Annotated in this window: 15 protein-coding genes; 6 read left to right on the top strand and 9 right to left on the bottom strand. The window is 68.8% G+C overall.

Features of this window, described 5'->3' with window-relative positions; genetic code table 11:
* Positions 1 to 5 precede the first annotated feature (5 nt).
* The 3 genes from DID98_RS01055 to DID98_RS01045 form a co-directional block, all read right to left on the bottom strand.
* The gene (locus DID98_RS01055; protein ID WP_124519522.1) at positions 6 to 1,238 is read right to left on the bottom strand and encodes an efflux RND transporter periplasmic adaptor subunit; all 1,233 of its coding nucleotides are present in this window, start codon (positions 1,236 to 1,238) and stop codon (positions 6 to 8) included.
* Positions 1,239 to 1,266: 28 nt separating this feature from the next.
* Complete coding sequence (locus tag DID98_RS01050) at positions 1,267 to 4,434, bottom strand: efflux RND transporter permease subunit (RefSeq protein ID WP_124519637.1); 3,168 nt, start codon at positions 4,432 to 4,434, stop codon at positions 1,267 to 1,269.
* A 239-nt stretch (positions 4,435 to 4,673) separates the two neighbouring features.
* On the bottom strand, positions 4,674 to 5,453 hold the full coding sequence (locus DID98_RS01045; RefSeq protein ID WP_124519635.1) for a Crp/Fnr family transcriptional regulator: 780 nt from the start codon (positions 5,451 to 5,453) through the stop codon (positions 4,674 to 4,676).
* Between the two features lie 196 nt (positions 5,454 to 5,649).
* On the opposite strand from DID98_RS01045, the gene DID98_RS01040 reads away from it, so the two are divergent.
* Complete coding sequence (locus DID98_RS01040) at positions 5,650 to 7,302, top strand: acyl-CoA synthetase (protein WP_124484907.1); 1,653 nt, start codon at positions 5,650 to 5,652, stop codon at positions 7,300 to 7,302.
* A gap of 118 nt (positions 7,303 to 7,420) precedes the next feature.
* On the opposite strand, the gene DID98_RS01035 is transcribed toward DID98_RS01040, so the two are convergent.
* Together DID98_RS01035 and DID98_RS01030 are read right to left on the bottom strand one after the other, a co-directional pair.
* Positions 7,421 to 7,852 (bottom strand): YqaA family protein, encoded by a 432-nt coding sequence (locus DID98_RS01035; RefSeq protein WP_124519518.1) that lies wholly within the window; start codon positions 7,850 to 7,852, stop codon positions 7,421 to 7,423.
* Positions 7,853 to 7,943: 91 nt separating this feature from the next.
* A complete protein-coding gene (locus tag DID98_RS01030; protein ID WP_124484905.1) occupies positions 7,944 to 8,591 on the bottom strand; it encodes a LysE family translocator in 648 nt (215 codons plus the stop codon).
* A gap of 283 nt (positions 8,592 to 8,874) precedes the next feature.
* Here DID98_RS01030 and DID98_RS01025 point away from each other — a divergent pair, with 283 nt between their 5' ends.
* Positions 8,875 to 9,357 carry an Lrp/AsnC family transcriptional regulator gene (locus DID98_RS01025; RefSeq protein ID WP_124519633.1) on the top strand — a complete coding sequence of 161 codons (483 nt, stop codon included), beginning with the start codon at positions 8,875 to 8,877 and terminating at the stop codon, positions 9,355 to 9,357.
* Between the two features lie 848 nt (positions 9,358 to 10,205).
* Here the strand turns inward: DID98_RS01025 and DID98_RS01015 are convergent.
* Positions 10,206 to 11,858 (bottom strand): IclR family transcriptional regulator, encoded by a 1,653-nt coding sequence (locus DID98_RS01015; RefSeq protein ID WP_124519516.1) that lies wholly within the window; start codon positions 11,856 to 11,858, stop codon positions 10,206 to 10,208.
* 177 nt (positions 11,859 to 12,035) lie between these two features.
* Between DID98_RS01015 and DID98_RS01010 the strand changes: the two genes are divergently transcribed.
* From DID98_RS01010 to DID98_RS01000, 3 genes are all read left to right on the top strand, one after another.
* Positions 12,036 to 12,995 (top strand): MBL fold metallo-hydrolase, encoded by a 960-nt coding sequence (locus DID98_RS01010; protein WP_044843030.1) that lies wholly within the window; start codon positions 12,036 to 12,038, stop codon positions 12,993 to 12,995.
* Positions 12,996 to 13,177: 182 nt separating this feature from the next.
* Positions 13,178 to 14,554, top strand: a complete 1,377-nt coding sequence (locus tag DID98_RS01005) for an MFS transporter (protein ID WP_124519631.1) — start codon at positions 13,178 to 13,180, stop codon at positions 14,552 to 14,554.
* Positions 14,555 to 14,642: 88 nt separating this feature from the next.
* Positions 14,643 to 15,998: an MFS transporter gene (locus DID98_RS01000; protein ID WP_124519629.1), complete on the top strand. Its 1,356-nt coding sequence runs from the start codon at positions 14,643 to 14,645 to the stop codon at positions 15,996 to 15,998.
* An 83-nt stretch (positions 15,999 to 16,081) separates the two neighbouring features.
* Here the strand turns inward: DID98_RS01000 and DID98_RS00995 are convergent, their stop codons facing one another.
* From DID98_RS00995 to DID98_RS00985, 3 genes are all read right to left on the bottom strand, one after another.
* Entirely contained in the window at positions 16,082 to 17,872 is a 1,791-nt protein-coding gene (locus tag DID98_RS00995; protein WP_124519627.1) for a sensor domain-containing diguanylate cyclase, read from the bottom strand.
* Between the two features lie 384 nt (positions 17,873 to 18,256).
* Positions 18,257 to 19,018 carry an SDR family oxidoreductase gene (locus DID98_RS00990; protein ID WP_124519625.1) on the bottom strand — a complete coding sequence of 254 codons (762 nt, stop codon included), beginning with the start codon at positions 19,016 to 19,018 and terminating at the stop codon, positions 18,257 to 18,259.
* Positions 19,019 to 19,029: 11 nt separating this feature from the next.
* Complete coding sequence (locus tag DID98_RS00985) at positions 19,030 to 19,830, bottom strand: SDR family oxidoreductase (RefSeq protein WP_124519623.1); 801 nt, start codon at positions 19,828 to 19,830, stop codon at positions 19,030 to 19,032.
* A 135-nt stretch (positions 19,831 to 19,965) separates the two neighbouring features.
* Between DID98_RS00985 and DID98_RS00980 the strand changes: the two genes are divergently transcribed.
* Entirely contained in the window at positions 19,966 to 20,925 is a 960-nt protein-coding gene (locus DID98_RS00980) for a GlxA family transcriptional regulator (protein WP_124519621.1), read from the top strand.
* Positions 20,926 to 20,947: the final 22 nt, after the last annotated feature.

The raw sequence follows: 20,947 nt of genomic DNA, 5'->3' as shown, positions 1-20,947 counted from the left end.
CGCGCTCACGACTGCGCTCCCGCGGCCGCGGAGGCCGGCTTCACGACCGGCGGCGCCTGCACGATCACGGTGTCGCCGTTCGCGAGCGCATCGCTCGGGTTCGCGACGAGGCGGTCGTGCGGCGTCAGCGGGCCGTCGACTTCGAGCGTCTGCCCGATCGTGCGCGCGACCGTCACCGCCTTCAGGCGCACCTGGCCGTTCGCGTCGACGGTCGCGACCGTCGGCCCTTCGGCCCGGAACAGCAGCGTGTTGGCCGGAATCTGCAGGCGGCCGACCGGCGTCATCGGCAGGGTCGCCTGCACGTATGCGCCGGGCAGCAGCCGCCCGTCCGGGTTCGGCAGCGTGATCTCGATCTGCAGCGAGCGCGTCGCGACGTCGATCGCCTGGGACGTGCGCGTGATGGTGCCGTCGAAGGTCTGGCCGGGCAGTTCTGCCTGCGCGACGCTCACGCGCTGGCCGACCTTCACCTGCTGCGCATAAGCCTGCGGCACCTGCACGTACAGGCGCAGCCGGTCGGCCTGCACGACCGTGAACAGTGCGCGGCCCGCGTTGCCGGAATTGACGAGGTCGCCGACGTCGACGTTGCGCTGCGTGACGATCCCGTCGATCGGCGCGACGATGCGCTGGAAGCCTTTCAGCTCGGTGAGCCGGCGCATGTTCGCATCGGCCGCCGCGAGGTTCGCGGTGCCCTGGTTGAACGCGCCTTGCCGGTCGTCGAGTTCCTGCTGCGACACCGCATCGCGCTGGCGCAGCTGCTGCGCGCGGTCGAACGACGTCTTCGCGAGCGCGAGCGCGGCCTGCGCCTGCTGGCGCTGCGCGGTGGCCTGCGCGAGTTCCTGGTTCAGCTCGGGCGTGTCGAGTTCGGCGAGCAGCTGCCCCTGCTTCACGTGCGCGCCGATGTCGGCCTGCCAGCGCAGCACGTAGCCGCTCGCACGCGCGTAGATCGGCGCTTCGACGAAGCCGCGCAGCGTGCCGGGCAGCGCCAGCTTGCCGCCGGTGGCCGCGTCGACCGGATGCACGACGCTCACGTACTGGCGCGTGTTCTGCTCGGCCACCGCGTCGAGGTGATTCCGGTTCAGCACGTTGACGACGATCGTGCGCGCGGCGCCCGCGGCCAGCAGCACGCCGATCACGATCAGGACGACCCGCCCGCGCCGCGACACCGACGTGCGCGTCGGCAGGTGCATGCCGTGTTCGTCCACCTGGATGCCGACGGAGCTGTGATGTTTCTCTTCCATGAATTGACCGGGTCGATAGGCTAGAAAGTCAGTGTCCGGCCGGGCGCGCGCGCCGGCGGGCCAGCCGCGCATGCACGCCGCCGAACACGAGCGGCACGAACAGCAGCGTCGAAACGGTGGCGAACAGCAGGCCGCCGATCACCGCGCGGCCGAGCGGCGCGTTCTGCTCGGCGCCTTCGCCGAGACCGAGCGCCATCGGCACCATCCCGATGATCATCGCGAGCGCCGTCATCAGCACCGGGCGGATCCGCGTCGCGCCGGCCTCCAGTGCGGCCGTGAGCGGCGGCGCGCCGGTCGCGAGGCGCTGGCGCGCGAACGACACGACCAGGATGCTGTTGGCGGTCGCGACGCCCACCGTCATGATCGCGCCCGTCAGCGCGGGCACGCTCAGGTGCGTGCCGGTGATGAACAGCATCCACGCGATGCCGGCGAGCGCGGCCGGCATCGCGCTGATGATGATCAGCGGATCGAGCCACGACTGGAAATTCACGACGATCAGCAGGTAGACGAGCACGATCGCCATCGCGACGCCCGCGCCGAGGCCGAGGTACGACGTGCGCATCGTCTCGACCTGGCCGCGCACCGACAGGTCGGTGCCGCGCGGCAGCGTCGCGCGCGCGTCGGACACGATGCGGTCGATCGCGCCCGCGACCGAGCCGAGGTCGCGGCCCTCGACGCTCACGTACAGGTCGATCGCCGGGCGGATGTTGTAGTGCGTGATCACCGCCGGGTTCGCGACGGGATGGATCTGCACGAGGTTGCCGAGCAATTGCAGCGGCATGCCGGTGCGCCCGCTCGCGGAAATCGGCGTGCCGAGCAGGTCGTCGATCGACGCGATGCTGTATTGCGGGGTCTGGATCTGCAGCGGGTACTGGACGCCCGAGCGCGGATTGATCCAGAACGACGGGGTCGTCTGGGAACTGCCGGACAGCGAGATCAGCATGTTCTGCGCGACGTTCTGCGCGGAGAGGCTGAGCTGCTGCATGCGCGTACGGTCCATGTCGGCCACCAGGGTCGGTTCGTCGTTGCGCTGCAGTACGTGCACGTCGACGGTGCCGGGGATTTGCCTGATCTTCTTCATCAGGCTGCTCGCGATAGCCATGTTACTCGCGAGATCGTTGCCGAGCACCTGCACGTCGATCGCGGCGGGCTGACCGAAGTTGAGGATCTGCGTGATGATGTCCGACGGCTGGAAGAAGAACTCGACGCCCGGGAAGCGCTGCGGCAGCAGCGTGCGCAGCGTCTGCACGTAGTGCGCGGTCGCGCGGTGGCCAGGCTTCAGCGCGATCATCAGTTCGCCGTCGAGCGTGCCGATCGTGCCGGCATTGCTGTACGACAGGTTGATGCCGCTCACCGGCAGCCCGAGGTTGTCGACGATCGCGCCGAGCTCGTCCGCCGGCACGGTTTCGCGGATCACGCGCTCGACCTGGTCGGCAAGGCGCGCGGTCTCCTCGATCCGGTAGCCGGTCGGCGCGCGCATGTGCAGCCGCAGGTTGCCGGAATCGGCGTTCGGGAAGAAGTCGCGGCCGAGCACGAACACGAGGCCGGTCGACAGCACGCAGAAGCCGAGGAAGCACGTCGCGTAGAAGCGGCGGCGCACCAGCAGCATGCTGAGCAGCACGATGTACCACGCGCGTAGCCGCTCGAACGCGGCGTTGAACGCGTGATGGAGGCGCGCGAACCGCGACGTCGCATGATCGGGGCCGCTCGTGGCCTGCTGCGGGCGGAACAGCAGCATCGCCAGCGTCGGCACGAGCGTGCGCGACAGCACGTAGGACGCGAGCATCGCGAACACCACGGCTTCGGCGAGCGGCACGAACAGGAAGCGCGCGACGCCCGTCAGGAAGAACATCGGCACGAACACGATGCAGATGCACAGCGTCGACACGAACGCGGGCACCGCGATCTCGCCCGCGCCTTCGAGGATCGCGTCGTGCAGATTCGTACCGAGATGCAGGTGCCGCTCGATGTTCTCGATCGTGACGGTCGCGTCGTCGACCAGGATCCCGACCGCGAGTGCGAGGCCGCCGAGCGTCATGATGTTGATCGTCTCGCCGAGCGCGGAGAGTGCGATCAGCGACGTGAAGATCGACAGCGGAATCGAGATCGCGATGATCAGCGTGCTGCGCCAGTTGCCGAGGAACAGCAGGATCATCATCGCGGTCAGCACGGCGGCGATCAGCGCCTCGTGGATCACGCCCTGCACGGCGGCGTTGACGAACACCGACTGGTCGAACAGCGGCGTGATCGTGAGTCCTTCGGGCAGCGTCGGGATCACCTTCGGCAGCAGTGCCTTCAGGTCCGACACGACCTTCAGCGTCGACGCGTCGCCGGTCTTCAGGATCGACATCAGCACGCCGCGCTGGCCGTTCTGGCGCACGACGTTCGTTTGCGGCGCGAAGCCGTCGCGCACCGACGCGACCTCGCGCAGGTAGGTCGTCGCGCCGTTGACGGTCTGGACCGGCAGGCCGTTGATGTCCGCGACCGTGTCGGCCGACGCGTTCGTGTCGATCCGGTATTCGGTCTGGCCCATCTTCGCGGTGCCGGTCGGCAGCACGAGGTTCTGCGCGTTGACCGCGTTGACGATGTCGGCGGGCGTGAGGCCCTTCGCGAGCAGCGCCTGCGGATCGAGGTCGATCGCGACCACGCGCGTGCGGCCGCCGTACGGAAACGGGATCTGCGCGCCCGGGATCGTGATCAGTTGCGGCCGCAGGAAGTTGAGCGCGATGTCGGCGAGCGACTGTTCGCTGAGCGTCTTGCTCGACAGCCCGAGCTGGATCACCGGGATGCTCGACGCCGAATAGGTGATCACGAGCGGCGGCGTCGCGCCCTGCGGCATCTGCCGCACGATCGCCTGCGCGGACGAGACCGTCTGCGCGATCGCGGTCTGCACGTTCGCGCCGGGTTGCAGGAACACCTTCACGACCGCGATGCCCGGCAGCGACGTCGACTCGATGTGCTGGATGTTGTTGACGGTCGTCGTGAGGATCCGTTCATGGACGGCCGTGATGCGGTTGGTCATCTCCTTCGCGGAGAAGCCGGTGTAATTCCAGATCACGCTGATGACGGGAATGTTGACCGCCGGCAGGACGTCGACAGGCGTGCGCATCAGCGCGAGCGGGGTGGCCAGCACGATCATGATGGCCATCACGATGAACGTGTAGGGGCGCCTGAGCGCGAGATTGACGATCCACATGGAGGCGGCGGGACAGGCGGTGATCAGGCGGCGGTGAGGGGAACCCGAATGATAGGCGTCGGGGCTGAACGAGTCACTGACACGAAACTGGCGGATTTGTCAGGTTCGGCGCGCGGCGACCGAGGCGACTTCAGGCCGATTGATCGGATGAAAACGCGCGCGGACGCCGATGCCCGAAAAAGGCCGCCGCACCGCACGCGCATGCCGCAGCAGCGACGCTTCCGTTCATCGGGCGTCGCTCAGATCTGTTCCATCCCGACCTGCGCGAGCGCGGCCAGGTCGACGACTTCGATCTGGTTGTACGCGAGCCGCAGCACGCCGAGTTTCTCGAGTTGCTGCAACGCCTGGTTGATCCGCTGCCGCGACACGCCGACGAGCATTCCCAGTTCCTCCTGCGAGATCGCGAGCGACGGGCCGGTGTCCGGGTACAGCGCGGGGTTGAACAGCTGCGCGAGCGCCTGTGCGACGCGCGCGTCGACATCGAGCAGCCGGCTGTTCTGGATCGACGCGATGAACTCGCCCATCCGGTTGTTCAACTGGTGGATCACGAAGCGCGTGAACGGCAGGCTCGTGTCGAGCAGCGCATGGAACGTGTCGACCGGGACGAACAGCACGATCGAGCGCTGGACGGCGACGACTTCGTACTTGCGCAGCTCGCGCTTGATCACGCTGCCTTCGCCGAACCAGCCGCCCGACGGCACGCCGGAAAACGTGCAGCCGCGCCCCGACGCGTTGAAGATCGCGAGCTTCAGCAACCCGCGATGCACGCCGATCCAGTATTCGGACGGTGCGAGCCGCTGCGCGATCACGTCGCCGGCCTCGTGCTGCTCGGCGCGCGACTGCGCGAGCACGAGCGCCTGGTGTTCCGGCGCCAGCGCGCGGAACCACGCGCACTGGCCGAACAGCACGGACAGGGCGGGCAACGGGCCCGGTTCGAGCGGCGTGTCGGCCGGCGGGCTGGCCGGCGGGCTGACAGCGGCGGCGGCCGCGTCGGGCGGCGCAACGAGGTGGTCGTGCATGGATGCGGGTTTGCGAGGATAGGGATAACGCGCAGCGCTCATGAGGCACTCTGTCGTTTCGATGACAGACGGCTCACAATAGCGCCCGTTAGGCTGTCGGCAATTGAACCACATCAAGACCGGTCGGGGTGCATGCACACTTGCCGGATACGAGGCCGACGCACGCGCCGGTCGACAGAAAACGGGAGACAGGATCATGACGCAGATGTTCGAGGCCGGACTCGGCCGCCGCGATGCCAACTACGTGCCGCTCACGCCGATCGACTTTCTGGTCCGTGCGGCCGAAGTCTACGGCGCGCGCCTCGCGATCGTGCACGGCGACGTGCGGCGCACGTGGGGCGAGACCTACACGCGGGCGAAGCAGCTCGCGAGCGCGCTCGCGCGGGCCGGCGTCGCGCGCGGCGAGACGGTGGCCGCGCTGCTGCCGAACATCCCGGCGATGGTCGAGGCGCACTTCGGCGTGCCGATGGCCGGCGCCGTGCTCAACACGATCAACACGCGGCTCGACATTTCATCGGTGCTGTTCATGCTGCGTCACGGCGAGGCGAAGGTGCTGATCGTCGACACCGAATACGCGGAGCTCGCGCATCGCGCGGCGCTCGAAGTGCCGGGCCTGAAGATCGTCAGCGTTGCCGATGCGATGCCGGCCGACCCCGCGCGCTTCGCGGGCGCGACCGACTACGAGGCGTTCGTCGCGGGCGGCGACCCCGACTACGCATGGACGCCGCCCGCCGACGAGTGGGAGGCGATCGCGCTGAACTACACGTCCGGCACGACGGGCGACCCGAAGGGCGTCGTGTATCACCATCGCGGCGCGTATCTCGCGGCGATCAGCAACATCCTCGAATGGGACATGCCGAAGCACGCGGTGTATCTGTGGACGCTGCCGATGTTCCACTGCAACGGCTGGTGCTTCCCGTGGGCCGTCGCGGCGCGCGCGGGCGTGAACGTGTGCCTGCGCAAGTTCGACGCGAAGACGGTGTTCGACCTGATCCGCCGCGAGCGCATCACGCATTACTGCGGCGCGCCGATCGTACAGAGCGCGATCGCGAATGCGCCGGCCGAGTTGCGCGCCGGCATCGATCACACGGTGCACGCGATGGTCGCCGGTGCCGCGCCCGCGCCGGCCGTGATCGCGAAGATGAAGGAGATCGGCTTCGACCTGCTGCACGTGTACGGATTGACCGAGGTCTATGGCCCGGCGACCGTCTGCGCGAAGCAGGCGCACTGGGACGAGCTGCCCGACGACGAGCGCGCGCGGCTCAATGCGCGGCAGGGCGTGCGCTATCACCTGGAAGCGGGCGCGACGGTGCTCGATCCGGACACGATGACGCCGGTGCCGGCCGACGGCGAGACGCTCGGCGAGATCATGTTCCGCGGCAACATCTGCATGAAGGGCTACCTGAAGAACCCGCACGCGACGGAGGAAGCGTTCCACGGCGGCTGGTTCCATACGGGCGATCTCGGCGTGCTGACGCCGGACGGCTACATCCGCATCAAGGATCGCCGCAAGGACATCATCATTTCGGGCGGCGAGAACATCTCGAGCATCGAGGTCGAGGATGCGCTGTACCGGCATCCGGCCGTCGCGGTCGCGGCGGTGGTCGCAATGCCCGACCCGAAGTGGGGCGAGGTGCCGTGCGCGTTCGTCGAGCTGCGCGAAGGCGCGAGCGCGACCGAGGCGGAGATCGTCGCCCACTGCCGGCAGTTGCTCGCGGGTTTCAAGGTGCCGAAGGTCGTGCGCTTCGGCGAGCTGCCGAAGACGTCGACCGGCAAGATCCAGAAATTCCAGCTGCGCAACGCGGTCGGATCGGACAAGGCGATCGACCTGGCGGGAGACAAGAAGTAACGTCGACGGGGCGTCGTGCGGGCGGACGCCTTGATACGTGAATGCGTCAAGGCGTCAAGGCGTCAAGGCGTCAAGGCGTCAAGGCGTCAAGGCGTCAAGGCGTCAAGGCGTCAAGGCGTCAAGGCACGACGAGCCACGCGATCGCCAGATACCGCCCGACCTTCGCGATCGTCACGATCGCGACGAAGGTCGGCAGCGGCTCGCGCAGCACGCCGGCGATCATCGTCAGCGGGTCGCCGATCACCGGCGCCCAGCTCAGCAGCAGCGACCAGCGGCCATAGCGCCGATACCAGCCCTCGGCGCGCGCGAGCGCGGCCGGTTTCACCGGAAACCAGCGGCGGTCGCGGAAGTGCTCGATGCCGCGGCCGAGTGTCCAGTTGATCGCCGCGCCCGCGACGTTGCCGACGCTCGCCACCAGCACCAGCGCCCACACCGGTTCGCGCCCGGCGAGCAGCAGGCCCGCAAGCACGGCTTCGGACTGGAGCGGCAACAGGGTCGCGGCGACCATCGACACGGCGAACAGGCCGCCGTAAGTGAGCAGTTCGGACATCGCGCGATTGTACTGGTCGTACCGGCCGCGCGTCGGCCGGCGTGGGGTGGCGCGCGCCGCAGCGCGCGACGTCACGCGCTCAGGCGGCCGCTCAGTTCCATCCGACCATGATCGCGCCCATCCCGACCAGCAGCCCGCCCGTCACGCGATTCATCGCGCGCATCCGCGCCGGCCGCTGCAGCGCACGGCTCAGCCGGTGCGAGAACAGCGCCATCGACGCGACGCCGCCGGCGAACAGCAGCGCGAAGCTCGCCGCGAGCAGCAGGAATTGCGCGTTCAGGCTCCAGTCGGGATCCGGGACGATGAACTGCGGAAAGAACGACGGAAAGAACAGCAGCGTCTTCGGGTTCAGGCCGGAGGTGGCGACGCCGCGCCAGAACAGCGCGCGTCCGGTGGCGGTGTCGTCGGGTGCCGTGTTGCCGGCGTCCGTCGACGCGGCGGGCGCGGTGACCGGCGCCCGGCCGAGCCATTGCTTGCAGCCGAGCCATACGAGGTAGGCGGCGCCGGCCCAGCGCAGCACGGTCAGCGCGTGCTCGTCGAGGTGAACCAGCGAATTCAGGCACAGCGCTGTAAGCGCGAGCTGCAGCAGCACGGCGAGCGTGCCGCCCCAGACGCACGGCAGCGCGCGGCGCCAGCCGGCGCGCAATGCCTGGTTCATCGTGAGGAGGTTGACGGGGCCGGGGGCGTAGATGAGGACGGCGGACGCAGCGAGGAACGACAGATAAAGCCTGAACGACATGACGGGAGTGCGGAAACGGAGGATCAGGCGCCGGCCCGTGCGACCGGGTAGGCGCGCGGGGGGCGGGACGTTGCATGCCTGCGTGTCCTGCGCCGCAACTCGTGATTGCGGCCAGGCGTCCCGGTGCGAAGGGGTTGTCGCAGGGAGCGTGCCGGACACCAGGCATGGAGAAAATGTATCAAGCCGGCCGGTTAAAAGGCTTCCTGTTTTCCAGTAAAACGCACCCGAAACCGGAAGCCTGTTCGGATAGAATGCGGATTTTCTGTAGAAGATTCTTCCTGTCATGGCTATCCGCGAACGCACGCCGAAAACCCTCGACAACCAGGACCGCAAGATCCTCGGTGCACTGCAAAAAAATGCGCGCCTGTCGAACGCCGAACTGGCCGAACAGATCGGCATGTCGACCACCGCCTGCTGGAACCGCACGCGGCAGCTCGAACTCGACGGTTACATCGACGGCTACGTCGCGCTGGTCAACCAGCGCATGCTCGGCTACGCGGACATCGTGATCCTCGAAGTCACCCTCGATCGCCACGAGGACGATGCGCTCGCGCGTTTCGGCGCCGAACTCGCGGCACTGCCCGAAGTGCTCGAGGCCTACCTCGTATCGGGCGAATACGACTACTGGATCAAGGTCGCGGTGGACGGCACGGCCGGCTACGAACGCTTCCTGCGCGAGAAGCTGTACAGGATTTCGAGCATTCGCCACAGCCGCTCGATGTTCGCGCTGCGGTGCATGAAAGACGTGCCGTCGATTCAGGTGTGAAGACGGGGGCGACGCGCCGCGCGGCGTCGTGACGACGCGGTTCGCGGCGGTGCTGGAGAAGGGTGGGAAGCGGGCTGTCGCGCCCGTTGCGCGCGGCCCGGAGCCGGATACCGGCAGGCCGTGCCCGCGCGGCGGGAAAACGGATGAATCTTCCGTGACGGCCAGGCCCGGCGCGTGGCGCGCAGCGGGCATGCATCGGCTACGCAGCGGCCGGACATTCCGGGAAGCTGCGATCAACACCGTGCCGACAAGTTCGTCGGGACCGGCATCCGCGTATCGACATCGCTGCGACCGTGCTCACAGCGCGTGAGCACCATGCCATCGAGGGTATGCGCCCTTTTTTTGCGACTTCCGTCCGGCGCCTCGTGCCGGACGCGGCGGCCTTTCGGCGCGCGTCCCCGCAAGGCGCATCAGACGGATGGAGATAGCGCGTGGCCGGCTGGCGGCCGGGCGCCGCGCTCAGCGCGGCAGGCGTGCGTGCGCTTCAGCGATGACTGCGCAGTTCTCGAGGTGCAGTGCCCATGCTTCTGCAAGCAGCTCGCCGACACGTGCGAGCCAGCCAGCGGATTGGGTGGAACGATCGGAGACATTAGACGTTTGCATGACGAAGCCCCATGTAGGTGGCGAGTTAGGGATAACCCTAATCATAAAGAAACGTCACCGTCTTGTGAAATGCGATTTCGTTATATGAGAATTACTGACAATTTATGTTGCTGCCGCGCAACATGAGCTGCGCCACCTTCTGCGTGGCGGGCAGGCGTGACGAGACCGCGGCGAGCGCGGCCTCGCATTGACGGGCGAAAACGGAAAGCGGGGCGACGAGAACGGGCGCGGCAGCGGGGCGGCGATTACCCGCCGATCCACCCGAAGCGCCACGACAGGCGGCGCGCCGCGGCGAGCAGCGTATGCGCGAGTTCGCTGTGCGGCCCGCGCGGGAAGCCGCGCGACGAGCCGATGATCGCAATCACGAGCCGGATGCTGCCGGTGTGATCGAACACGGGCGCGGCGATCGTCCCGATGCCCGGCACCGGCGCATCGAATGCGAAATCGAGTTCGTCCGCGCGGATCGTCGCGAGCCGCGCGCGGAACGCGTCGTCGACCTGCGTCGCGCGGCCTGCGAGGCGCACCGGCTCGTCGGCCAGCAGGCCGGCCAGCACGTCGTCGGACATGCCGGCCGCGAAAATCCGCCCGATCGCCGTATTCACGAGCGACATCACCGTGCCGACCTGAAGGCTCACGTGCTGCGGCCGCGCCGATTCCTCGAGACGGATCACGGTCGGCCCGAGCGGCCCGAGCGTCGCCGCGGCCACGCTCAGGTCGGTCGCGGCCGCCAGCGCGACGATTTCGGCTTCCGCATCGCGCGTCGGCGACACGCGCTGCATCGCGATCAGGCCGAGCGCCTGCGCGAGCGGCCCGCCGCCGAAGCAGCCCGCGTCGTCGCGGCTCAGCAGGCCGATCTTCTGCAGGCTCACGAGGTGCGGAAACGCCTTCGCGGCCGGCATGCCGGCGGCTGCCGCGAGATCGCGCAACGGCAGCGCACGGCCCGCCGAGACGAGCGCGAGCAGCAACTCGCCCGTGCTGTCGAGCGCGTTGATGCCGCGCTGCGCCTTCGTGTCGTCGGCGAGCGCGGGCGGCATGCGCTGCGTGGCCGGCGGCATGCCCGGCGCGACCGGCGGTGCGTCGCGTCCCGCGTCGAGCGCCGCGGTGGCTTGCCGCGCCGCATCGCGCAGCGCCGTCGCGATCGGGCCGTCCCAGCCGACATCGATGGAGCCGCTCGAACCGATCACCGTCAACGCGAGTTGCAGGCGGCCGTCCGCGTCCAGCACTGGCACGCACATCGCGCTGACGCCGGGGCTCGGCCGATCCACGCCGCGCTCGATCCCGCGCGCACGGATCGCGTCGAGTTCGGCCTGCCACGCGCGGGCGTCGGACGGGGGCTGGTCGCCTTCCGCGCCGGCGAGCGTGGCGCCGGCGCCGGCCTGGCTGGCCGCCATCGCGTCGAGCTGGGCGGGGTCGCCGAACGCGCGGAACACCCGGCCGGTCGCCGTCGTGTCGAGCGACATGACGGATCCGACGTGCAGGTTCACGTGCAGCGGATAGCCGCCGTGCTCGATGCGCACGATCGTGGGCCCGAGCGCGCCCGGCACCGACAGCGCGACGCTCAGGCCGACCGCTTCCGCGAGCCGCGCCGCGTGCGGCAGCGCCGCGCGATAGGCCGGCTGGCGCTCGATCGACATCAGCCCGAGCCGCAGCGACAGCGGCCCCGGCTCGTAGTTGCCGGTGAGCGCGTCGCGCTTCACGAGCGCGAGCCGCGTCAGGCTGACGAGATAGGTGTGCGCCTGCGCGGTCGACAGGTCGGCCGCGGCCGCCAGCTCCGACAGCCCGAGCGGCTTGCGCCGGCGCGCGAGCGCGTCGAGCAGCCGGCCGCCGACCTCGACGCTCTGGATCCCGCGCTGCGCCTTGGGTGGCGCGTCGTCTGCGCTGACTTCGTGGTTCTGCACGCGATGATTCTTCCATTGACGAAACCCCGCATGGTATCCGACGCCATTTGACGCGCCAGCCCGCAGGTTTACCCGTATTAAACAATAGCAAGCGACTTTGTCATTGACAAATAATCGGCGCGGGAAGATGATCCGCTCATTCCCCTCAACACATGGCTCGCAGCCACGGAACGCAACATGGCCAAAGCATTCGCCTCCCAAGCCGATCTGGAAGAGAAGAAAGTCACCTGGACGCAGCTGTCCGAGAACGCGTACGCCTATACCGCCGAAGGCGACCCGAACTCGGGCGTGATCATCGGCGACGACAGCGTGCTGATCGTCGACACGACCGCGACGCCCGCGATGGCGCAGGACCTGATCGCGAAGATCCGCAGCGTGACCGACAAGCCGATCAAGCACGTCGTGCTGTCGCATTACCACGCGGTGCGCGTGCTCGGCGCGTCCGCGTATTTCGACGAAGGCGCGCAGCACGTGATCGCGAGCCGCGGCACCTACGAAATGATCGTCGAGCGCGGCGAGGCCGACATGAAGTCGGAGATCGAGCGCTTCCCGCGGCTGTTCGCGGGCGTCGAGACGGTGCCGGGCCTGACCTGGCCGACGCTCGTGTTCGAGCGCGAGATCACGCTGTTCCTCGGCAAGCTCGAGGTGAAGATCATGCACGTCGGCTCGGGCCACACGAAGGGCGACACGATCGTCTGGCTGCCGTCGCAGAAGGTGCTGTTCTCGGGCGACCTGGTCGAGTACGACGCGGCCTGCTATTGCGGCGACGCCCAGCTCGAACAGTGGCCGGCCACGCTCGAGGCGCTGCGCGCGCTCGGCGCGGAAAAGCTCGTGCCGGGCCGCGGCCCCGCGCTGCTGAATCCGGCCGAAGTGAACAAGGGCCTCGACTACACGAAGGACTTCGTGACGACGCTGCTCGCGCAGGGCCGCAAGGCCGTCGAGCGCAAGCTCGACCTGAAGGCGTCGATGGCGCTCACGCGCGAAGCGATGGATCCGAAGTTCGGCCACGTGTTCATCTACGAGCACTGTCTGCCGTTCGACGTGTCGCGCGCGTACGACGAGGCGAGCGGCATCACGCATCCGCGCATCTGGACCGCGCAGCGCGACAAGGAAATGTGGGACGCGCTGCAGGACTGAGCGGGTCACCGCGGCGGGGCGTCCGGGCGGGCGCCGCGCCGCGTTCCTGACGGCGCCTGAGCGGCGGCCGCATCGCGCGGCGGTTCAGGGAGCCGACTTCCGTTCTCACAAGAAAGCCGGGCGCATGTACGCTCGCGGAGACTGCTGCGCGCCCGAATCGCGCGGCCCGTTTGGAGAGAGACATGCCCCAATCGCTTCCCGCCGAAGCGACGATCGCGCACGCGAGTGCCGCGGCGTCGGCTTCCGCCTGTGAATCCGCGCCGGCGTCCGCTGCCGGCGACGCGCTGCTGTTCCGCAAGATCGCGTGGCGGATCGTGCCGTTCCTGTTCCTCTGCTACGTCGTGTCGTTCCTCGACCGCATCAACATCGGCTTCGCGCAGTTGCAGATGAAGCACGACCTCGGCTTCAGCGATGCGATGTACGGCCTCGGCGCCGCGGTGTTCTACGTCGGCTACGTGTTCTGCGAGGTGCCGAGCAACCTGCTGCTCGCGCGCTTCGGCGCGCGCCGCACGTTCACGCGGATCATGCTGCTGTGGGGCATCGCGTCGACCGCGATGATGTTCGTGTCGCAGCCGTCGCATTTCTACGTGCTGCGCTTCCTGCTCGGCGTGTTCGAGGCCGGCTTCTTTCCCGGCATCGTGCTGTACCTGACCTACTGGTTCCCGGCGAACCGCCGCGCGGCGGCGATCTCGGTGTTCTTCGCGGGTGTCGCGGTGGCGGGGGTGCTCGGCGGCCTGATGTCGGGCTGGATCATGCGCGACATGAGCGGCGTGCTCGGGCTGCACGGCTGGCAATGGATGTTCGCGATCGAAGGCGCGCCGGCGATCGTGCTCGCATGCTTCGCGTTCACGTACCTGGTCGACCGGCCGCAGGACGCAGCGTGGCTCACGTCCGACGAAAAGGCGCGCGTCGCCGCGCTGTGCAGCGATGGCGGTGCGCATGGTGCGCACAGTGCGCACGACAAACGCAGCCTGGTCGCCGCGCTCGCGAACCCGCGCGTCTACCTGTTCGCGTTCATCTACTTCTCGCTGACCTGCGCATCGCTGACGCTCAACTTCTGGATGCCGCTGATGATCCGCGATTTCGGCGTGACCGACGTCGTGTCGGTGAGCCTCTACACGGTCGTGCCGAACGCGGTCGGCGCGGTCGGGCTGATCCTGATCGCCCGCCATTCCGACCGCACCGGCGAGCGCCGCAAGCACTTCGCGTGCTGCACGATCGGCGGCGGCCTGGCACTCGCGGCGCTGACGCTGCACCTGCACAGCTTCGCGGCGATGCTCGCGTGCCTGTCGATCGCGGCGACGCTGATCTTCGCCGCGCTGCCGATCTTCTGGGCCGTGCCGACCCGCTACCTGTCCGGCAACGCGGCCGCGGCCGGGATCGCGCTGATCAGCAGCATCGGGATCACGAGCGGCATCGTCAGCCCGTGGGTGATCGGGCTGATCCGCACGCGCACCGGCAGCATGGATCTCGCCGTGTACCTGCTGGCCGCGCTGCTCGCGCTGAGCGGCGCCGCGCTGATGCTCGGCGTGAAGGGCGAACCCGCACGCCGCGCCTGAATCGCGGCCGGTCGCTGCCGGCGAGCGGCGGCGACCGGCGCTGCATTTCCTGTCCGCACCGTATCCGCATCCATCGAGGAGACGATCGATGTCAGCCCCCCTTCAAGCGGACGCCGGGCCGGCGGTTGCGTCCGGTTCCCGTGCGCCGGCGTCGGACCACGACGCGCTGTACCGCCGTATCGGCGCGCGGATCGTGCCGTTCCTGTTCATCTGCTACATCGTGTCGATCCTCGACCGCAGCAACATCGGCTTCGCGCAGCTGCAGATGCGGCAGGATCTCGGCCTGACCGATGCGATGTACAGCCTCGGCGCGGTGCTGTTCTTCGTCGGCTACGTGCTGTTCGAGGTGCCGAGCAACGCGCTGCTGCGCCGCTTCGGCGCGCGCCGCACGTTCGCGCGGATCATGGTCCTGTGGGGCGCGGTGTCGGTTGCGATGATCACGGTCGACAGCGCGAAGCACTTCTACGTGCTGCGCTTCCTGCTCGGGCTGTTCGAGGCCGGCTTCTTCCCGGGCGTCGTGTTCTACCTGACCTACTGGTATCCGGCGCGCCGGCGCGCGTCGGTGCTGTCGATCTTCTATGCGGGCGTCGCGGTGGCCGGGATGGTCGGCGGGCTGCTGTCGGGCTGGCTGATGCGCGCGATGTCGGGCGTGCTCGGGCTGCACGGCTGGCAGTGGATGTTCGCGATCGAGGGCGCGCCCGCGATCCTGCTCGGCGTGATCGCGTGGTTCTGGCTGTGCGACCGCCCCGAACAGGCGCGCTGGCTGTCCGACGACGACCGCCAGCGGCTCGCGGCCGACCTGGCCGCCGACCGGGCGGAGGCGCCCGCGCATGCGGCGTCGTCGCTGCGGCAGGTGCTCGCCGCGCCGCGCACCTGGCTGTTCGCATTCATCTATTTTTCGCTGACGACGGCGCTGTTGATGCTGCTGTTCTGGATGCCGCTGATGATTCGCGAATTCGGCATTCACGACGTCGTGCACATCAGCCTGCTGTCGATCGTGCCGAACGCGATCGGCGCGGCCGGCCTGATCGCGATCGCACGGCGCTCCGACCGCAAGCGCGAGCGTCGCCGGCACTTCGCCGCGTGCGCATTCGGCGGCGCGGTGGCGCTCGCGTTGCTGACGCTGCACTTGCCGAGCATCGTCGCGATGATGGCGCTGCTGTCGATCGCGGCGATGCTGATCTTCGCCGCGCACCCGGTGTTCTGGGCCGTGCCGTCCGCGTATTTCTCGGGCGCCGGCGCGGCGGGCGGGATCGCGCTGATCAGCAGCATCGGCGTATCGAGCGGGATGATCACGCCGTGGATCGTCGGGGTGATCCGCACCCGTACCGGCAGCATGGATGCGGCGATGCTGATGATCGCGGGATTGCTGGCCGCGTGCGCGGTCGCGATGCTGCTCGGTGTGCGCGCGACCTCGCGCGACGCGGCGCCCGTGTCGCGTTGATCGCGTGATGTGTCGGCGCGGCGCGCGTACGACGGGGTGGGCGGCCAGGACGGGCGCAAGCCCGTCGTCGGCGGGAACGCGCGCTAGGCCCGATACACCTCGATCCGGTTGCGGCCGCGCTCCTTCGCGACATACAGCGCCTTGTCGGCCCGCGACAGCGCCTGGTACGCGCCGAAGTCGGACGTCCGCATCGCGTCGATGCCGATGCTGACGGTCAGCACGAGCGGCTGATCCTCGTGCACGAGCCGCGAATCGGCCACGCGCTGCTGCACGCGCAGTGCGAGCGCGCACGCCGCGTCGATCCCGGTGTGCGGCAGCACGATCGCGAATTCCTCGCCGCCGATGCGCCCGACGATGCCGTCCGTCCCGATCTCCGCGAGCAGCAGCCGCGCGAAATGCCGGAGCGCGCGATCGCCGAGCGGATGGCCCCAGCGGTCGTTCAGCGCCTTGAAGTGATCGAGGTCGAGCATCAGCACCGCGGCGTCCTGGCCGGTCGCGCGCACGCCGCGCAACGCGGCTTCGCTATGCCGCATGAACGCGTGGCGGTTGGACAGCTGGGTCAGGTGATCGGTCGTCGCCATCCGGTGCAGTTCGGTCTCGATGTGCTTGCGCTCGGTCGCATCCGTGATGAAGCCATGCCAGACCGTGCCGCCGTCCGGCGTGCGTTGCGGGCGCGCGTCGCCTTCGCGCCAGCGCATTCCCTGGTCCGGCAGCAGCACGCGGTATTCGAGCCGCCACGGCGCCAGGCGCTCCGCCGACACTCGCAGCGACTGACGGTAGGCAACCAGGTCGGCAGGATGAATCCGGGTTTCGACCGCATCCGCGTCGCGGGCGATCTGCTCGGGCGTCAGTTCGTAGATGTCGCGTGCGCCCGCGCTCGCGTACGAAAAGAACCGGCGGCCGTCGGCGGTCTGCCGCAGCTGGAACACGAGGCCCGGCACCTGGTCGGTCAGGCTCGTCACGAGCGTGACGGAGTCGCTCAACCGGCCGGCGAGTTCGCGCAGCGCGGTGATGTCCGTGGTCGTGCCGACCATGCGCAGCGCGCGCCCGTGGTTGTCGCGGGCGATGACCTTGCCGCGGCTGCAGATCCATTTGTACGTGCCGTTCTTGCAGCGGATGCGGTGTTCGACCGCATAGCTGTCGGTCCGGCTTTCGAAGTGCGCGAGCATCGCGGCTTTCACGCCGGCGACGTCGTCCGGGTGCAGCCGTTCGTATGCATCCTCGATCCGGCTCGTCAGTTCATCGGGCGCATATCCGAGCAGCGCCTTCCAGGCTGCCGAGTAATGGATCTCGCCGGTTTCGACGTTGCGATCCCACACGCCGGTGCCGCTTTCGTTCAGCGCCAGCGTGGTCAGCGCGCTGTGTTCCTCGACGACGCCGAGCCGTTCGCGCAGCGCGGCTTGCGCGTTCGCGCGGCCGATCGCGCGTTCCGCCAGTGTCGCCAGGTCGTGCAGGAAAGCGCGCTGCGCGGCGTCGAGCGTCAGGCCGGTGCTGCCGGCGACGCATAGTGCGCCCAGCGCGCTGCCGTCGGGCGCGACCAGCTCGCAGGCCGCGACGACGTGCGGCGCGTCATTCGGGAGGTCGCCCCCGGCGGGCGTGATGAAGCGTCGGCCGGCCGCCGGAGCGGGCTCGGCACGCGACGGGAAACGCATGGCAGGAAGCGTGGCGGGCAGCGTGCCGTCGGACGCCGCCACGCGCTGCACGCCGGCTTCGGCGGACGCGATGAACGCACCCGCCGTGCCGAAATGCGCGCGGGCGAGACGGCACACGGTGTCGAGTTCGGGCAACGGCGCAAGCGCCGGTCGATCGTCGGCGGGAGCGCGACAGGAGCCGGGCGTGTCGCCGGTCCCGGTGGTGAACATACGGAACCGCATGGTCGAAATCCGCGACGGTCGATTGCGCCGATGATCGGACGAATGCCGGAGGGCGCTGCTTCGGAGGCTGAGATCGTAGAGCTTATCGTCGCGAGGAATGCGTGGCAAGCAAGGGCGAAACCGGGTGGGTGGGCGGCGAGTTCGGGTCGCAGAGAAGCAGCGTAGAGAAGCAGCGTAGAGAAGCAGCGTAGAGAAGCAGCGTAGAGAAGCAGCGCAGAGAAGCAGCGCAGAGAAGCAGCGCAGAGAAGCAGCGCAGAGAAGGGCCGCTTCAGGTCCTGAATGAATGCGCGGGCAAACCGGCAAGCGCCGGCTTCGCAGTCCGATCGTGCGGAAGCCGGCGCCTTTCGGCAGATCAATGCGTGCGCAGGATTGCGCTGCGCGACGTCACGCGACGGGAATCGGGTTGTCGACAACGAAGCGGTTGAACTCGTCGACGAACGCGTGCTCGTTCGGCCCGGCATTGTCGCGCAACGGCTTCGCCGCTTCGACGACGACTTCGGTGGTGGCGGTCTCGAGGAGCGCCAGCGTCTCGGCGACGAACGCATCGACCGGCATCGCGCGCGGATCGCCGCTCTTGTGCACGAGATCGGTGTCGACCCACGGTGGCGCGATTTCCAGCACGCGCACGCTCGTGTCGCGCAGCATGAAACGCTGCGACAGCGTGTACGAATGGATCGCGGCCTTCGTCGCCGAATACAGCGCGGCCGACGCGAGCGGCACGTACGCGAGCACCGAGCTGTTGTTGATGATCGTCGCGTCCGGCTGCCGCTTCAGGTGTTCGACGAACGCCGCGCTGACGCGCACGGGGCCGAGCAGGTTCGTCTCGACGAGGCGCACGGCCTGTTCGTCGTCGAGCGGCCCGGCCGCATCGTCGAACGGCATGATGCCCGCGTTGTTGATCACGACGTTCAGCGCCGGGTAGCGGTCGATCAACCGCGCCGCGACCGCGCGGATCTGCGCGGCATCGCCGACGTCGAGCTCGATCGTGTCGATGTTCGGATACTGCCGCGCGATCTCGTCGAGCAGCTTCGTGCGCCGGCCGGCGACGACGACCTTGTTGCCCAGCTCGTCGAGCGCGATCGCCAGCGCACGGCCGATCCCGGACGTGCCGCCGGTGATGAGGATGGTGTTGCCGTCGAGTTTCATGACGATGCGCCTCAGCGGGCGGCCGCATAGCGCGGCGCCGGCGAATCGGTCGACAGATGCGGCGCCATCGTGCGGCGCGCGGCCTCGAACGCATCCCATTCGTCGGCCGCGTGCAGCGACGGAATCGTCACGAGCTCGCGGCGGTCGAAGCCGACCAGCGCCGCGTCGACCAGGTCGGACGCCGACATCACGATCTCCTTCGGCAGGTGTTCGATCGGCAGGCCGCCGGTCTGCCAGAAGTCGGTGGCCGTCGCGCCGGGCAGCACGGCCTGCACCTGCACGCCGTGGTCCGCGAGTTCGTGATGCAGCGACTGGCTGAACGCGAGCACGAATGCCTTGCTGCCGCCATAGACGCCATTGAGCGTTTCCGGCGACAGCGCGACGATCGACGAGATGTTGATCACGGCACCGCGGCCGCGCGCGACGAAGCCGGGCACGGCTGCATAGGTCAGGCGCGTGAGCGCGGTCACGTTCAGGTCGAGCAGCCGCGTCATCGCGTCGACGTCGCTGTCGAGCAGCGGCGTGTGCGTGCCGACGCCCGCGTTGTTGACGAGCAGCGTGATGCTCGCGTCCTGCTTCAGCTTCGCTTCGACGGCGGCGAGCGCCGCGCGGTCGTTGAGGTCGGCGCCGACGATCTCGACGCTGCGCTGCGTTTCGTTCGTGATGCGCTCGGCGAGCGCGGCCAGCCGGTCGCGGTTGCGCGCGACGAGGATCAGGTCGTAGCCGCGGCGCGCGAGGCGGTCCGCATAGATCGCGCCGATGCCGGACGATGCGCCGGTGATGACGGCGGTACCGCGATGTGCTTCAGTCATGATGTCGCTCCGTGTCGAGGAAAGGGTGAGTGCGTGAAGGCATTCTGGCCTCGAATCGCCGCGACACAAATGACGTAGATGGGTATGATTCAGGACATCGGGTGCCGATCGTGCCGCCCGCCACCGGAGACACGCATGCACCGCATCGGCTTTCTGATCAGCGACGGCTTCCAGATCATGGCGCTCGCCACGCAGTCGGTGTTCGAGTACGCGAACCTGGCCGCGGGCGAACCGTTCTACGTGATGGACAACTATTCCGTCGAGGGTGGCGACGTGCGCTCGTCGCTCGGGTTGTCGGTCGCGACGCGCGCGCTCAGCGGCCGGGTCGACGTCGATACGTGGATCGTCGCGGGCGTCAACGATCCGCTCGCATCGCCGGCGCCGGCCGGCGTCGTCGCGTTCCTGCGGCGCGCGACCGCGCGCGCGCGGCGGGTCGCCGGCATCTGCACGGGCGCGTTCGTGCTCGCCGAGGCCGGGCTGCTCGCGCAGCGCCGCGCGACGACGCACTGGGCGTACGGCCGCGAGATGCAGAAGCACTTTCCGGACATTCGTGTCGAGGAGGACCGGATCTACATCGTCGACGGCCCGATCTGGACGTCGGCCGGGATGACGGCCGGCCTCGACCTGACGCTCGCGATGGTGGAGAAGGATCTCGGCGCGGACGCCGCGCGCTCGGTCGCGCGCAAGCTCGTGATGCACCAGCGCCGCTCGGGCGGGCAGTCGCAGCATTCCGAAATGCTGGAGCTCGCGCCGAAATCGGACCGGATCCAGAACGCGCTGAACTACGCGCGGCAGAACCTCGGCCGCGCGCTGACCGTCGAGGAGCTGGCTGACGCCGTCCACCTGAGTCCGCGCCAGTTCAGCCGCGTGTTCACGCTGGAAACCGGGCAGTCGCCGGCGAAGGCGATCGAGCGGCTGCGTCTCGAGGCCGCGCGGCTGATGATCGAGCAGAGCCGGCACTCGCTCGACGTGATCGCGAAGGAGAACGGTTTTCGCGACCGGCGCCACCTGCGCGACGCGTTCGTGCGCGGTTTCGGCGTGCCGCCGCAGGCGGTGCGGCGCGACGCGCGGGCAGACGAGCGCGAAACGGCCTGACGTTCGCGGGCGCGAGCCGCCA

Origin of the sequence: Burkholderia sp. Bp8984 (assembly GCF_003853755.1) — a bacterium.
GTDB lineage: Bacteria > Pseudomonadota > Gammaproteobacteria > Burkholderiales > Burkholderiaceae > Burkholderia.
This window is presented reverse-complemented; position numbering and strand designations above follow the sequence as displayed.

What these genes read in the sequence shown, in the direction of transcription:
- DID98_RS01025 (WP_124519633.1), top strand. Translation starts at nt 8,875, where the DNA reads ATGGCTATCCGCGAACGCACGCCGAAAACCCTCGACAACCAGGACCGC.
- DID98_RS01055 (WP_124519522.1), bottom strand. Translation starts at nt 1,238, where the DNA reads ATGGAAGAGAAACATCACAGCTCCGTCGGCATCCAGGTGGACGAACAC.
- DID98_RS01035 (WP_124519518.1), bottom strand. Translation starts at nt 7,852, where the DNA reads ATGTCCGAACTGCTCACTTACGGCGGCCTGTTCGCCGTGTCGATGGTC.
- DID98_RS00990 (WP_124519625.1), bottom strand. Translation starts at nt 19,018, where the DNA reads ATGAAACTCGACGGCAACACCATCCTCATCACCGGCGGCACGTCCGGG.
- DID98_RS01030 (WP_124484905.1), bottom strand. Translation starts at nt 8,591, where the DNA reads ATGTCGTTCAGGCTTTATCTGTCGTTCCTCGCTGCGTCCGCCGTCCTC.
- DID98_RS01040 (WP_124484907.1), top strand. Translation starts at nt 5,650, where the DNA reads ATGACGCAGATGTTCGAGGCCGGACTCGGCCGCCGCGATGCCAACTAC.
- DID98_RS01050 (WP_124519637.1), bottom strand. Translation starts at nt 4,434, where the DNA reads ATGTGGATCGTCAATCTCGCGCTCAGGCGCCCCTACACGTTCATCGTG.
- DID98_RS00985 (WP_124519623.1), bottom strand. Translation starts at nt 19,830, where the DNA reads ATGACTGAAGCACATCGCGGTACCGCCGTCATCACCGGCGCATCGTCC.
- DID98_RS00980 (WP_124519621.1), top strand. Translation starts at nt 19,966, where the DNA reads ATGCACCGCATCGGCTTTCTGATCAGCGACGGCTTCCAGATCATGGCG.
- DID98_RS01005 (WP_124519631.1), top strand. Translation starts at nt 13,178, where the DNA reads ATGCCCCAATCGCTTCCCGCCGAAGCGACGATCGCGCACGCGAGTGCC.
- DID98_RS01045 (WP_124519635.1), bottom strand. Translation starts at nt 5,453, where the DNA reads ATGCACGACCACCTCGTTGCGCCGCCCGACGCGGCCGCCGCCGCTGTC.
- DID98_RS01010 (WP_044843030.1), top strand. Translation starts at nt 12,036, where the DNA reads ATGGCCAAAGCATTCGCCTCCCAAGCCGATCTGGAAGAGAAGAAAGTC.
- DID98_RS01000 (WP_124519629.1), top strand. Translation starts at nt 14,643, where the DNA reads ATGTCAGCCCCCCTTCAAGCGGACGCCGGGCCGGCGGTTGCGTCCGGT.
- DID98_RS00995 (WP_124519627.1), bottom strand. Translation starts at nt 17,872, where the DNA reads ATGCGGTTCCGTATGTTCACCACCGGGACCGGCGACACGCCCGGCTCC.